Source organism: Nitrogeniibacter mangrovi, from assembly GCF_010983895.1.
GTDB classification, from domain to species: Bacteria; Pseudomonadota; Gammaproteobacteria; order Burkholderiales; family Rhodocyclaceae; genus Nitrogeniibacter; species Nitrogeniibacter mangrovi.
On sequence record NZ_CP048836.1, the window covers coordinates 3,621,422 to 3,633,724 of the forward strand.

The 12,303-nt window shown below is 70.4% G+C and carries 9 protein-coding genes; 3 read left to right on the plus strand and 6 right to left on the minus strand.

The features are described from left to right. Position 1: 1 nt before the first annotated feature. The 5 genes from G3580_RS16810 to G3580_RS16835 all read right to left on the minus strand — a co-directional run bounded on the left by G3580_RS16810 (position 2) and on the right by G3580_RS16835 (position 8,687). Positions 2–3,331 carry a PAS domain-containing protein gene (locus tag G3580_RS16810; RefSeq protein WP_173767441.1) on the minus strand — a complete coding sequence of 1,110 codons (3,330 nt, stop codon included), beginning with the start codon at positions 3,329–3,331 and terminating at the stop codon, positions 2–4. A gap of 159 nt (positions 3,332–3,490) precedes the next feature. Then, positions 3,491–5,791 carry a bacteriohemerythrin gene (locus tag G3580_RS16815; RefSeq protein WP_173767443.1) on the minus strand — a complete coding sequence of 767 codons (2,301 nt, stop codon included), beginning with the start codon at positions 5,789–5,791 and terminating at the stop codon, positions 3,491–3,493. Between the two features lie 264 nt (positions 5,792–6,055). Further along, a complete protein-coding gene (locus tag G3580_RS20125; RefSeq protein WP_228720699.1) occupies positions 6,056–6,898 on the minus strand; it encodes a hypothetical protein in 843 nt (280 codons plus the stop codon). A 120-nt stretch (positions 6,899–7,018) separates the two neighbouring features. Continuing rightward, entirely contained in the window at positions 7,019–7,825 is an 807-nt protein-coding gene (locus G3580_RS16830) for a type IV pili methyl-accepting chemotaxis transducer N-terminal domain-containing protein (RefSeq protein WP_173767449.1), read from the minus strand. A 151-nt stretch (positions 7,826–7,976) separates the two neighbouring features. Further along, positions 7,977–8,687 (minus strand): alpha/beta fold hydrolase, encoded by a 711-nt coding sequence (locus G3580_RS16835; protein WP_173767451.1) that lies wholly within the window; start codon positions 8,685–8,687, stop codon positions 7,977–7,979. Between the two features lie 157 nt (positions 8,688–8,844). Here G3580_RS16835 and rquA point away from each other — a divergent pair, with 157 nt between their 5' ends. Next, positions 8,845–9,576: a rhodoquinone biosynthesis methyltransferase RquA gene (gene rquA, locus G3580_RS16840; protein ID WP_173767453.1), complete on the plus strand. Its 732-nt coding sequence runs from the start codon at positions 8,845–8,847 to the stop codon at positions 9,574–9,576. A 15-nt stretch (positions 9,577–9,591) separates the two neighbouring features. Here rquA and G3580_RS16845 read toward each other — a convergent pair whose 3' ends face one another. Next, positions 9,592–10,809: an MFS transporter gene (locus tag G3580_RS16845; protein WP_173767455.1), complete on the minus strand. Its 1,218-nt coding sequence runs from the start codon at positions 10,807–10,809 to the stop codon at positions 9,592–9,594. 92 nt (positions 10,810–10,901) lie between these two features. Here G3580_RS16845 and G3580_RS16850 point away from each other — a divergent pair, with 92 nt between their 5' ends. Both G3580_RS16850 and G3580_RS16855 read left to right on the plus strand, forming a co-directional pair. After that, on the plus strand, positions 10,902–11,759 hold the full coding sequence (locus G3580_RS16850; protein WP_173767457.1) for an AraC family transcriptional regulator: 858 nt from the start codon (positions 10,902–10,904) through the stop codon (positions 11,757–11,759). A 134-nt stretch (positions 11,760–11,893) separates the two neighbouring features. Beyond that, positions 11,894–12,298, plus strand: a complete 405-nt coding sequence (locus tag G3580_RS16855; RefSeq protein ID WP_173767459.1) for a ribonucleotide reductase subunit alpha — start codon at positions 11,894–11,896, stop codon at positions 12,296–12,298. Positions 12,299–12,303: the final 5 nt, after the last annotated feature.

Sequence of the window (12,303 nt, forward strand, 5' to 3'; positions counted from 1 at the left end):
TCTACCCGCCCGCCCGGGCCGTTGGCGTATCGGCGCGCGCCCGCGCCGCCTGACGCAGCCAGGCGAGCAGGGTCGCATACATCTGCTCCGGCTCGACCGGCTTGGCGAGGAAGTCGTTCATGCCGGCCTCGAGGCAGCGCGCCCGGTCCTCGGAGAAGGCGTTGGCGGTCATCGCGATCACCGGCACCGTGGCGCACCAAGGCAGGAGCCGCAGCCGGCGGGTCGTCTCCAGCCCGTCGAGGCGGGGCATCTGCATGTCCATGAGGATGAGATCGAAAGCATCGGCGGTGACCCGATCGAGCGCCTCCAGGCCGTCGGCGGCAGTCTCGACCTGCAGGCCGGCATCTTCGAGCAGCGCCTCGCCGATTTCCCGGTTGAAGGGTTCGTCGTCGACCAGCAGCACCCGGCCCCCCCGGAACTCGCGCCGCAACACCGCCTCTGCAGTGTCGCCCCCCGACTCGGCCGCCCGGCCGGCGTCGACATCCCGGCGCAGCCTCACGGTGAACCAGAACGTGCTGCCCTGCCCGGGCACGCTCTGCGCCCCGGCGTCGCCGCCCATGAGCTCGGCGAGTTTGCGGGTGATCGCCAGCCCCAGTCCGGTGCCGCCGTGGGCGCGGGTCAGGGTGTTGTCGGCCTGCTCGAAGGCGCCGAAGATCCGCTCGAGCGCCTCGGGGGCGATACCGACGCCGGTGTCGGCGACCTCGAAGCGGATCAGGGCGTCCGTGTCGCCGGCCTCGAGGCACTGCACCGACAGCGCCACGTGTCCATGCTCGGTGAACTTCACCGCATTGGCGGCATAGTTGAGCAGCGCCTGCTGCAGGCGGGTCACATCCCCCACCAAGCCGTCCGGCATGACACCGACGTCGCGACGCAGGGCGACACGGGAGGCGTCGATCCGGTCGTGCAGGAGCGAGCACACCGTATCGACCATGGACGCGACGTCCACCGGCACCGCGTCGAGCACCAGCTTGCCGGCCTCGATCTTGGACAGCTCGAGCACCGCGTTGATGACGCCGATCAGATGCTCGCTGGCGCCCTTGAGCTTGCGCATCTGCGCCTGTTGCTGCGCATCGAGCCCGCCGCGCTCGATCAGGTAGGCCATGCCGACGATGCCGTTCAGGGGGGTGCGGATCTCGTGGCTCATGTTGGCCAGGAAGGCGCTCTTGACCCGGTTGGCCGCCTCGGCCGCTTCCTTGGCGATGCGCAGCTCGGCGGTGCGCGCACGCACGGTCTGCTCGAGCATGTCGCGGTGGCGCATCAGCGCCTCGCTGGCCTGCTTCGATTCGGTGATGTCCCGCGAAATGACCACGAAGCGTGGCAGGGTGGCGTCGCTCGCCGCCTTGCGCGAGACCGACAGTTCGAACCAGCGCCGGCCGACCGGCAGATCCAGGACGATCTGGATGCCCGTCGAGTGGCCCTGCGCATGCGCCTCGCGCAGGGCCGCCATGCAACGCTCGGCCATGGCCTCGGGCAGCACCTCCGCCACCGTCCTGCCGAGGAAGACCTCCGGTGGCGCTGCCAGCAGCGCGTCGTCCGCTGCGCGGTAGGCATGATAGCGGCCGTCCAGATCCAACTCGAAAAGCATATCCGGCAGGGCGTTGAGCGTGGCCTCCAGATCGTCCTTGAGCCGGCGGATTTCCCGGTCGCGCTGCACCCGCCCGCTGATGTCGACAAAAATGGTCGCGAAGTGGCCGGCCTCGAGGGCCACCGCCGAGATCTGGAAGGTCTTGTCCAGGGGTTCGAAATACGTCTCCAGGACGCGGGAGCGCCCCGTGGTCGCCACCTCGGCATAGGCCTCCAGATACGGCACCGTGCCGAACACCTCGCTGGCCCGCCTGCCGACCACGGCATCGCCCTGCAGTCCGGTCTGGGTCGCGAAGGCGGGATTGACGTCGAGCAGCAGATAGTCGGTCGCGCGGCCCTGCGCGTCGACGATCAGCTTGTGCAGCGCGACCCCTTCGGTCATGTTGGCATACAGGGAGCGGAACCGCGCCTGAGACTCGGCCAGGGCCTGCTCGGCCAGGTGGCGCCCGGTGATGTCGTGGGCGATGCCGAGCACCCCGATGAGCTCGCCATCGGCGCCGAACATGGGCGTCTTGGTGATCTCGAACAGGCCACGGTAACCGTCTTCGGCAAAGCGCAGCCATTCCTCATTGGTGGTCGGCTTGCCCGCCGACATGACCGCCAGATCCTTCTCTCGGAAGCATTCGGCGGTCACCCGGTCGACGAAGTCATGATCGGTCTTGCCGAGGATATCGGCCTCGCTGGCTCCCACGAGGGCCTCGAACCGCGGGTTACACGCCAGAATGCGTCCCTCGGGATCCTTCAGCCAGATCAGGTCGGGGATGGTCCGGATCAGGGTCTGGAAAAAGCCGCGCTGCCGCGTCAGATCGGCCTCGGCGAGCCGGCGCCGGGCAATGTCGGCCTCCAGCTGCGCGGTCTGCCGTTCGATCTTGCGGCGCAGCAGCACGTTGATGCCGCCGGCGAGCAGCGCGGCGGCGAACAGGCCGCCCCCGACCCAGCCCAGCCACGCCGGGAACCGGGTCACCGTGTGCGGCGCCATCCATCGGTCCATGATGGCGAAATAGGGCGAATCGGCATCCGAGCGCCAGGCGGCCAGGTGACGGTCGATGGCACCGAGCAGATCGGCATTGCGCCCTTGGGCGACGGCGTAGAACAGCCGCACCGGCTGGAACATCAGCGGAATCGAGGCGATGCCCTTACCTGCGGCATGGGTGGTGCCGAAGAAATTGTTCGCGACCACGGCATCCACCTGGCCGGCCTCGAAGGCGGCGAAGCCCTCGTCATAGGAGGCCACCGGCACCAGGGTGGCGCGGATCGCGAAATCGTCGAACAGGTGGCTCAGGTAATCTTCCTGCACCGATCGCCTGAGCACCGCGATGCGCTTGCCGCGCAGATCGAACACCGATACAAAGTGATTGGACGCATGGGCGTAGATTTCCGACCAGCTGTTCAGGGCGGGCGTGTGATGAAAGTCGAAAAGCCGGTCGCGCTCCCTGGAATAGGCCACATCGGGCAGCACATCGATGAGCCCGGCCTGGAGCCCCTCCAGACAGGCCTCCCAGACGCAGGCGACCGGTTCGATCGTCCAGCCCTCGTCCCGGGCGATGCGCATGAGCAGGTCCCCCAGGATGCCGCTGGGGTGGCCGTCCTCGCCCATCAGGATCTTGGGCGCGTTCTCATAGACGCCGACCCGCACCACACGCCCGTCGGCCTGCGCCGGGACCGCGGCGCCGAGGGCCACGATCAGCAGCGCCGCCAGCATGGCGCGCAGGGCCGCGGCGGCGCCGACGTGCAACGCCTCGGGCATCCCGCTGCCGATTGTCCGCCTCGCTCCGATCAAATGACGCCCCCCCGTCCCCGACACACGACACCGCGCCTCCCTGACGGAGCACGCGGGCCACGCCCCATTAACGACGCATCCGCCCCGGATCTGAAGCGGCATCGCGCCCGGCGCGGCTGCCGCCGCTCAGTGCGATGAACCGTCTGGGGCCGGCGGTCCGCCCTCGCCCTGCGCGGCGCTCAACCAGCCCTTGTAGCCCATGTCGGACGCGAGGATGTGTCCGAGCCACCACTCGCGAAGAAAGCCATGCACCGTCGCGCGCGTCAGGGTGCCGCCCGCCTGCGCCACCTGCAGTTCGGCCAGCCCGTTCAGATAGGCGGCGTGCTCCTGCCGCTGCGCCTCCAGGCCCGGATAGCCATGTGCCTCGAGCAGGCGCTCCTCGGTGTGGAAATGCTCGGCGGCGTAGCGACGCATCTGTTCGAGCAGATCGGCCAGCAACGCCCTGTCGTCTCGGTCGAGGCTGGCCGCTGCCCGGGCGCACAGGGCGAGCAGACGTCGATGCTGGTCGTCGAGGATGCCCACGCCGACGCTGTACTCGACCGACCAGACCGGGTCGGCGCCGCCGTCGCCAGCGGGTCGACGCAGCCATTTGTGCACCGTCGCGTAGAGCAGATCGGGCTCCACCGGCTTGGCGAGAAAATCGTTCATGCCGGCCTCGAGACAGCGGGCCCGATCCTCGGCGAACGCGCCGGCGGTCAGGGCAATCACCGGCACCGTCGCGCCGCGGGCCGTGGCGCGCAGCCGGGCCGTCGCCTCCAGGCCGTCCACGCGGGGCATGCGCATGTCCATCAGGATCGCCCGGTAGTCCTGCGCCGCCACCCGCTCGAGCGCCTGCGCGCCGTCCTCCGCCGTATCCACCTGCAAGCCCGCCTCCTCGAGCAGGGTCTTCGCGATCTCGCGATTGAACGGCTCGTCGTCGACCAGCAGGATCCGCGCCCCGGCAAACGCCGCCTGCAGGGCGCCCAAGGGGTCCTCGGCGCCGGCCTCCGCCTCGGCCACCTCCCCGGCGGCCTTCTGCAGCCGTGCGCTGAACCAGAAGGTACTCCCCACACCCGGCGTGCTCCGGGCCCCCGCATCGCCGCCCATGAGGCGGGCGATCTTGCGGGTGATGGCCAGGCCCAGCCCGGTGCCGCCGTAGCTGCCGCCGACCGCATTGTCCGCCTGCTCGAAGGCACCGAAGATCCGCTCCAGCGCCTCGGGCGCGATGCCCACACCGGTGTCGCTCACCTCGAAACGGATCCGCGCCCCATGGGCGTCCTCGTCCTCGCAGCGCACGCTCAGGGTGATGCGGCCCGCCTCGGTGAACTTGACCGCGTTGCCCACATAGTTGAGCAGGGCCTGCTGCAGGCGGGTGGCATCGCCCACGAGCCCCTGAGGCAGGCGGCCCACCTCCCGCACCAGCGCCAGGCGCCGCGCCTCGACGCGGTCGTGCACCAGGGCGCAGACGTTGTCGATGATCGTCTCGATGCGCACCGGTTGCGTGTCCAGGGTGAGCTTGCCGGCCTCGATCTTGGACAGCTCCAGCACCGCGTTGATGACCGCGAGCAGGTGATCGCTGGCCGTCTTCAACTTGCCCATCTGGTCCTGCTGACGCGGGCTCAGCCCGCCGCGCTCGATGAGATGGGCCATGCCCACGATGCCGTTGAGCGGGGTGCGGATCTCGTGGCTCATGTTGGCCAGGAACGCGCTCTTGGCCACACTGGCCGCCTCCGCCTCGGTCTTGGCCACCGCCAGTTCGCGGGTACGCGCCTCCACCTGCTCCTCGAGCCGGCCGCGATAGGCTTCCAGCGCCTCCTCGGCCTGCTTGCGCTCGGTGATGTCGCGGGAGATGCCGAACAGGCCGAACACCCGCCCGTCGGGATCGCGCAGCGGGCCCTTGGTGGCGAGGAACACGCGCTCGCCGAGCGCGGTCTGGAGCCGCTCCTCGTTGGTCTCGGTCCGGCCGCGCTCGATGACCCGGCGGCCGATGGCCATGACCCGTTCGGCCTGCGCGGGCGGGAAGATGGCCCGATCGTCCCGCCCCACGACCTCGGCCGCCGACTTGCCGACGAAGCGACCCGAGGCGTCATTGAAAAACAGGTAGCGCCCCTGCAGGTCCTTGGCGAAGATCGCATCCTCGGAGTTGTTGGCGATCGCCGAGAGCAGATCGAGGGTGCGCTGCCCTTTCTCATAGGCCTCGAGTTCGCGCCGGTGCGCCACCTCCCCCCGCAGCATGAGCCGGCGCACCAGCACGTAGAGCAGCAACGAGGTGACGGCCACGAACAGCCAGCCCTTGAACAGGCTGACGCGGATGATCTGCTCCGGCGTCCGGAACAGCAGCTCCATCGCCCGATCGGAAAACAGGATCCACAACGCCGCGACCAGGGCATATGCCCCCACCACGACGAAGACGTCCCGCCTTCGCAGTTGGCGTCTGGATTCCGACATGGACTACGCTCTCCCCCGTGCCCGGCACGGATCTTTCATGTCATGCCGACGGCGGCGCTCACGGTCGGCCGGCCCGGCATGCGGTGCTTTTTTCGATCCTGAAATGGAATGAAACATATCCGCCACGCGGACGCAACCGGCCGCCGCACACGGGTGTGCGCCAGGTCCTCCGCCACCGCGAAAAGGCCCGCCCCGGTGACACCCTGGACGGGCCTTTGCCAGGCCCCCCAGAGGCGGCGGCGCCGGTGCGGGAGCGCCGCCGGCTCACTTCTTCTTCGGGCGTCCCGTCTTGATGCGCTCGACCCGGCCGAGCGTCTCCACCAGGCGGGCGTCCTCGAGCGACGCGAGCCACTGCAGGCCGGCACGCAGCAATTCGCTCTTCTTGACCTCCGCCCCGCCGGCCAGCGCACGACGCTTGAGCGCCGCGAACAGCGCATAGTCGGACTCGGGAAAAGTGAAGCTGTCGCGCACCATCTTCTGCTTCGAGACCGGCGGCTTCTTGGCCTTCGTGTCCTTGCCGGCGACCGTCTTGGCCTTGGCCTTCTTCACAGTCTTGGCGGCCGGTGCCGCTTCCGCGTTCGCCGCTGGCGCAGGCTTGGCTGCGGGCTTGGCGGCTGCGGGCTTGGCGGCTGCGGGCTTGGCGGCTGCGGGCTTGGCGGCTGCGGGCTTGGCGGCTGCGGGCTTGGCGGCTGCGGGCTTGGCGGCTGCGGGCTTGGCGGCTGCGGGCTTGGCGGCTGCGGGCTTGGCGGCTGCGGGCTTGGCGGCTGCGGGCTTGGCGGCTGCGGGCTTGGCGGCTGCGGGCTTGGCGGCTGCGGGCTTGGCGGCTGCGGGCTTGGCGGCTGCGGGCTTGGCGGCTGCGGGCTTGGCGGCTGCGGGCTTGGCGGCTGCGGGCTTGGCGGCTGCGGGCTTGGCGGCTGCGGGCTTGGCGGCTGCGGGCTTGGCGGCTGCGGGCTTGGCCGCGGGCTTCGCCGCGGCCGTTCGCCTCGCATTCGTCTTGGGTGCCGCCTGTCGCGTGGCCGCCTGCTTCACCGACGCGGCCGGGGTTGCCTCCGGCGCCGCCGCCTGCGTGTCCTGTCTGCTGGCCTCGGGTTTCGATTCTCCTGACATGTCTGCCTCCTGAACGGTTATGACAACAAAGGTATAAACGGTATAAACCATTTATACCTTTGAGAGCAAACCGCGCCCAAATACCCGGCTGGCGGCCTTCCGCCGCCGTGCCCCCGGTGCTCAGCCCTGCGATGCCGCGCCAAAGCGTTGCTCATACAGGCCGACGACCAGATTGAGCTGCTCCAGAATGCGCTCGCTGGTGGTCCCGATGTCCTTGAGCCCGGAGGACGCTTCGCTTCGGCCCAGCGCATCCTGGAAGAAGAACCACTGCTGATCGGCCAACGCCAGTTCGTCGCGGATGCGAGGCGTATTCTCCGGCGCGGCCTTCAGGAGCGCGAGCGCCGTCACGAATTCCTCCCGCGCCTGCGCCAACGCCGCCATCGACGCCTCGGTCTCGACCCCGTAGCGGGCGAAGCACACATCCTTGGCCATGCGCTGCGACAACATCCGCTGGCGCCCCGACACGTTGATCAGCCGCCCCACCGAGGTCGATGCGAGCCGCTCGTAGGCCTGCGTGGTCGCATGCGCCGCGGCCAGGACCGCGTCACTGCGCCGATAGACCTCCATCGCCGAGGCATGCGTCGCCGGCTGCGCCAGGACCGCACGGTACCCCTGCCACGCCGCCGCCTCTTCGACCAGAAGGCGCGCGATGTCGGCATTCGGCTGCAAGGAGCGCAACTCGCTCATCTGGCGCTCGAAGAGCGTCACCGAGGCGGCCAGCCACGTCGACGCGCGTTCGGGCAGCACCCCCATGGCCTGCATCAGCCATGCCTTGGCCGCCCGCTGCGACAGCATCCGCTGCCGCCCCGCCATGTTGATCGCCTCCGCCACGCGGATGGTCCGATCCGCCGCCGCGGCACGCAACGGCGCGATGGCCGCCAGCCCGCCCACGGCCGCAAGGGCCTGAAAGAATCGTCTGCGCTCCATGACTCCACCCCCCGGTCATATCCTTTACGGGGAGGATCATGCCCATGCGGGCACCGGCGAGCCTTGATGCCGGATAAGTATTTCGCGATCGCCCGGCCGGAAAATCAGCGTCTTGCATCGGCAAGGGGTTCGCCAGGACGGCGCGCCGACGTCAATCGATCCGGGCTGCCCGCGCCAGCCACCGACGCAGTCGCGCCACCACGGCGTCGGGTTGCTCCAGCGGCAGCATATGGCCGCGCCCCTCGACGGCATGCAGGTGCGCCCGAGGACAACGATGGGCGAAGCGCTCCAGCCAGGCGTGGTCGAGCATGGGATCGGCGCGGCTGAAGACGAAGTCGACCGGCACTCCCAGCGCGCCCAGCGGTTCGGCCAGATCGGTGCGCTCGGTCGTCACCCGCATCTGGTGCACGAACACCGCCTCGCCCAGCTCCGCGTCCATGGCCAGGATCGTATCGATGATCTCCTGCCGCGCATCGCCCGCATCGACCAGACTCGCCGCCTTGGCCCGGCTGATCCCCGTGTAGCCGTGGCGTTCGACCCAGTCGAGGATGGCGGCGCGCTGGCGCTGCTCGGCGGCGCTCAGGGGACACGGCGTATTGGAGATGAGCATGAGCCGGCCGACCGCACCCGGATGGCGCACCGCTAGGCTCGCGGCCAGGTAGGCACCGAGCGAGAACCCGGCGACGTTGGCCCCGTCCTCGCCGATATGCGCGCGCAGCGCCGCCACGGTGGCGGCCAGATCGGGCGCCTGCGGGATGGGCACATGCACGAGGTCCACCGTGTCGGCGAGCCGCTCCGCCACCGCCGACCAGAGCCGCGCGGTGCACATGGTGCCGGGAATGAGATGGAGCATGGGTTTCATGAGGGCGATCATAGCCGGAACCGGATGACGCGTCGGTCGTCGCCCGACGCGCCCGGGACGGCAACGGCAGACGACGCCCATGTTTGTTGGATAGACTGTCGCGAACCGCCCTTCATCCACCCCACCCCGGCGCCACCGCCGGCCCGCCGCAGCCCCCATGACCAAAGCCACCGCCGAAGCCCTTGACCCGACGGCCGCCGACGCGCCCCCTTCCGCCGATCACACGATCCCCGACTATCTCGAGCGCACCTACCGCTGGGCCTACCTGAATCCGCGCACGGTGGCATGGCTGGACCGCCCGGCCGTGGTCTCGGCCATCCTGTGGGGCAACGCGCGACGCCTGATGTGCGCCGCGGTGGACCAGTTCGAGCCCGGGCAGCGGGTGCTGCAGGCCGCCTGCGTGTATGGCGATTTCACCCGTCTGCTGGCCTGCCGGCTCGGTGAGCAGGGCGATCTGCTGGTGATCGATGCGGCGCCGGTCCAGCTCGACAACCTGCGCCGCAAGCTGGCAGGCCATCAGGTGCGCACCCGCTGCGCCGATCTGGCGGCCGCCGATCCGGGCATTGCGCCCGGCGGCATGGACGGCGTGGCCTGCTTCTTCCTGCTGCACGAAGTGCCCCCTGCGGCCCGGCGACGCATCGTGGACACCCTGCTCGCCTCGGTCCGCGTCGGCGGCAAGGTCGTGTTCACCGACTATCACCGCCCCGCCTGCTGGCATCCGCTGCGGCCACTGATGGCGCTCGTGTTCCGACGCCTGGAGCCCTATGCCGCCTCGCTCCAGGCGGCGGACATCGCCGCGCTGTCGCCCCGCGCCGCCGGGTTCGACTGGCGCAAGACCACGGTGTTCGGCGGGCTCTACCAACAGGTGGTCGCGGTGCGCCGGCGCTGAGCCGGGCGCGCCGGCTCAGGCGGCGGTGCGCCGCCCGACGCCGAGGGCGGCATAGACCGACACCATCAGCACCACCGCCGCACCGCTCAGGGTGGTGGCATACCAGCCCTGGTCCATGAAGGCGCCGAAGACCAGCGGCGAGATCGCGAAACCCACATCGAGCCCGGAATACACGGTGCCGTACACCCGGCCGGTGGCGCCCTTGGGGGTGGCCTTCTTGATCATCATGTCGCGGCTCGGGCCGCCGATGCCGACCGCGAAGCCGGTGGCCGCCAGCGCCGCCATGGTGCCGGCGCCACCCAGCCAGCCGGTGGCGCACACCAGCAACAGCAGCGCGCCGCCGCTCATGGCCAGCGCCACCACCCGGTCGCTGTGGCGGGTGTGGGTGGCGACGAAGCCGCCCACCGCCATGCCCAGCGCACCGCACAGCATGTAGGCGCTGAGGGTCAGCGTCGCCGCCTCCACGCTGACGCCATACAACGCCTTGAGGATCGACGGCGCGAAGCTCTGCACCACCGCCAGGGTCATGGTCGAGAGCAGGAAGAAGGCGAAGCACCACCACACCACCGGCAGCTTCAGATAGGCCAGGTCCGATCCGCGCGGCGCGTCCGGATGGCGCACCACCACCTCGGTGCGCAGCTTGTCGCGCTGCCAGAACAGCACCACCAGCACCAGCGCGTACAGCCCGACCGCCGCCAGGTAGGCGGTACGCCAGTCGAGGGCCGTGGCGATGCCGACCAGGAAGGCCGGCGCCAGCGCCCAGCCCAGATTGCCGCTCAAGCCATGGGCGCTGAAGGCATGGCCCAGCCGCGCCGTGGACACCCGCTGGTTGAGGATGGTGAAGTCGGCCGGATGGAAGGGCGCGTTGCCCAGCCCGGCCAGCGCTGCCACCCCCACCAGGCCACCGTAGCCCGTGGCCTGACTGGCCACCAGCGCCGCGAGCAGGAACAGCGCGATCGCGGCGAACAGCACCGGCCGCGCGCCGACGCGGTCGACCACGAAGCCGGCCACCGCCTGCCCGCTGCCGGAGACGACGAAGAACAGGCTCATGAGAAAGCCGACGTCGGAGAAGCTCAGGCCGAACTCGCGGATGAAGATCGGGAACAGCGGCGCCAGCAGCAGGTGCGAGAAATGCGAGGTGCCATGAGCGAGGCCGACCAGCCCGATGACGGAAGCATCCTCTCTCAGGGTCGGGGTCGGGGCGATGGGGGCGTCGAGTGTTGTGGTATTCATGCCGTCGATGGTACGTTTGCCGGGCAACGCCTGTTTGCGACAGGCCGACAAGATTCGTCGAGTTCCCGCCAATCCGCCGAAGGCGCTTCCCCATGCCCACGACCCGCCGCAATGCGCTCCAGTCCGTCCCGGTGGGCAACACCGCCCCCTATGCGCCGACCCGCGAACGCCCCGTGCGGGCCCGCGCCCGCGCGCTGGGCAACGACGTGCAGGTCGAGCCCCACCACCACGCCTGGGGCCAGCTCGCCTATTGCGCCCGCGGCGTGCTGCAGGTGACGGTCGGCGCGGCCCCCGAGGGCGGCATGCCGGGCCGGGGCTGCCACCTGACCGCCATCGTCCCGCCCTCGCGGGCCATGTGGGTGCCGCCGGGCGCCGCCCACGTGGTGACCATCCTCGAGGACGCCCAGCTGTACACCCTGTACTTCGACCCCTCGGTGGTGCCGCCGCACTGGCAACAGCCACGGGTGCTGATGGTCTCGCCGCTGATGCGCGAGCTGGTGCTGGCGCTGGTGCGCGCCACCCCCGCCACCTCGCCGGCGCGCCTGCAGGCGCTCGACACCCTGCTGCTGGGCGAGATGACCGAGGCCGCCCCCCAGGCGCTGGCGGTGCCGATGCCCGACCCGCGCCACGGCGACCGCCGCCTGCGCGCCCTGTGCGAGGCCATGATGCGCGACCCGGCCGCACACACCACGCTGGCCGACTGGGCGGCGCGCAGCGGCGCCAGCGAGCGCACCCTGGCCCGCCTGTTCCGCGACGAGCTGGGCACCAGCTTTCGCCACTGGCGCCAGCTGGTGGCCCTCGCCCACGCCCTGCCCCTGCTCGCCCGCGGCACGCCGGTCAGCACGGTCGCGGCCGCCGCCGGCTATGCCAGCGACAGCGCCTTCACCGCGATGTTCAAGGCCGCCATGGGCCAGCCGCCGACACGCCTGTATCCACCACCCGACCGCTGAGCCGGCCCCGGACCGTCGCCGCCGGTGGGCACAGCGCACCGTGCCGCGTCAACGACCGCCGTCAATGCGGGGCCGGGGCGCCCCATGCGACCCTGCTCACCTCCGCCCCCGACCCTCCGCCAAGGAACCGTCGCATGCCCATCGAGACCTTCGAAGACCTCCTCCAGGCCGCCCGTGCGCAACCCGATCCGCAGCGCCTGCTGTTCGTGTTCGCGCGTGCCGAGCTGCCCGACGGCGCCAGCCCGGAGGAGGTCGCACGCTTCGAGAACGGCCAGGGCGGCGCCCTGGCGCCGGTGATGTTCGTGGACAAGAAGACCGACGAGCTGCGCAGCTTCGCCGAGCTGGTGGAGGAATCGACACACACCGGCGAGACCTGGGAGGTGGTGTTCGTCGGCTGCCTGGGCGGCCGTGACGGCCGCGAGCCGGGCGATCAGGAAGCCCAGCAGGCGCTGGAGCTCATGGTCAAGTCCATCCAGGGCGGCAGGGTGGAACGGTTCCTGGCCTGGCGCCGCAGCGGCGAGCAGATCCACATCGCCTGAGCCGG

What these genes read in the sequence shown, in the direction of transcription:
- G3580_RS16810 (WP_173767441.1), bottom strand. Translation starts at nt 3,331, where the DNA reads ATGCCCGAGGCGTTGCACGTCGGCGCCGCCGCGGCCCTGCGCGCCATG.
- G3580_RS16845 (WP_173767455.1), bottom strand. Translation starts at nt 10,809, where the DNA reads ATGAATACCACAACACTCGACGCCCCCATCGCCCCGACCCCGACCCTG.
- G3580_RS16830 (WP_173767449.1), bottom strand. Translation starts at nt 7,825, where the DNA reads ATGGAGCGCAGACGATTCTTTCAGGCCCTTGCGGCCGTGGGCGGGCTG.
- G3580_RS16855 (WP_173767459.1), top strand. Translation starts at nt 11,894, where the DNA reads ATGCCCATCGAGACCTTCGAAGACCTCCTCCAGGCCGCCCGTGCGCAA.
- G3580_RS16850 (WP_173767457.1), top strand. Translation starts at nt 10,902, where the DNA reads ATGCCCACGACCCGCCGCAATGCGCTCCAGTCCGTCCCGGTGGGCAAC.
- G3580_RS16815 (WP_173767443.1), bottom strand. Translation starts at nt 5,791, where the DNA reads ATGTCGGAATCCAGACGCCAACTGCGAAGGCGGGACGTCTTCGTCGTG.
- G3580_RS16835 (WP_173767451.1), bottom strand. Translation starts at nt 8,687, where the DNA reads ATGAAACCCATGCTCCATCTCATTCCCGGCACCATGTGCACCGCGCGG.
- G3580_RS20125 (WP_228720699.1), bottom strand. Translation starts at nt 6,898, where the DNA reads ATGTCAGGAGAATCGAAACCCGAGGCCAGCAGACAGGACACGCAGGCG.
- rquA (WP_173767453.1), top strand. Translation starts at nt 8,845, where the DNA reads ATGACCAAAGCCACCGCCGAAGCCCTTGACCCGACGGCCGCCGACGCG.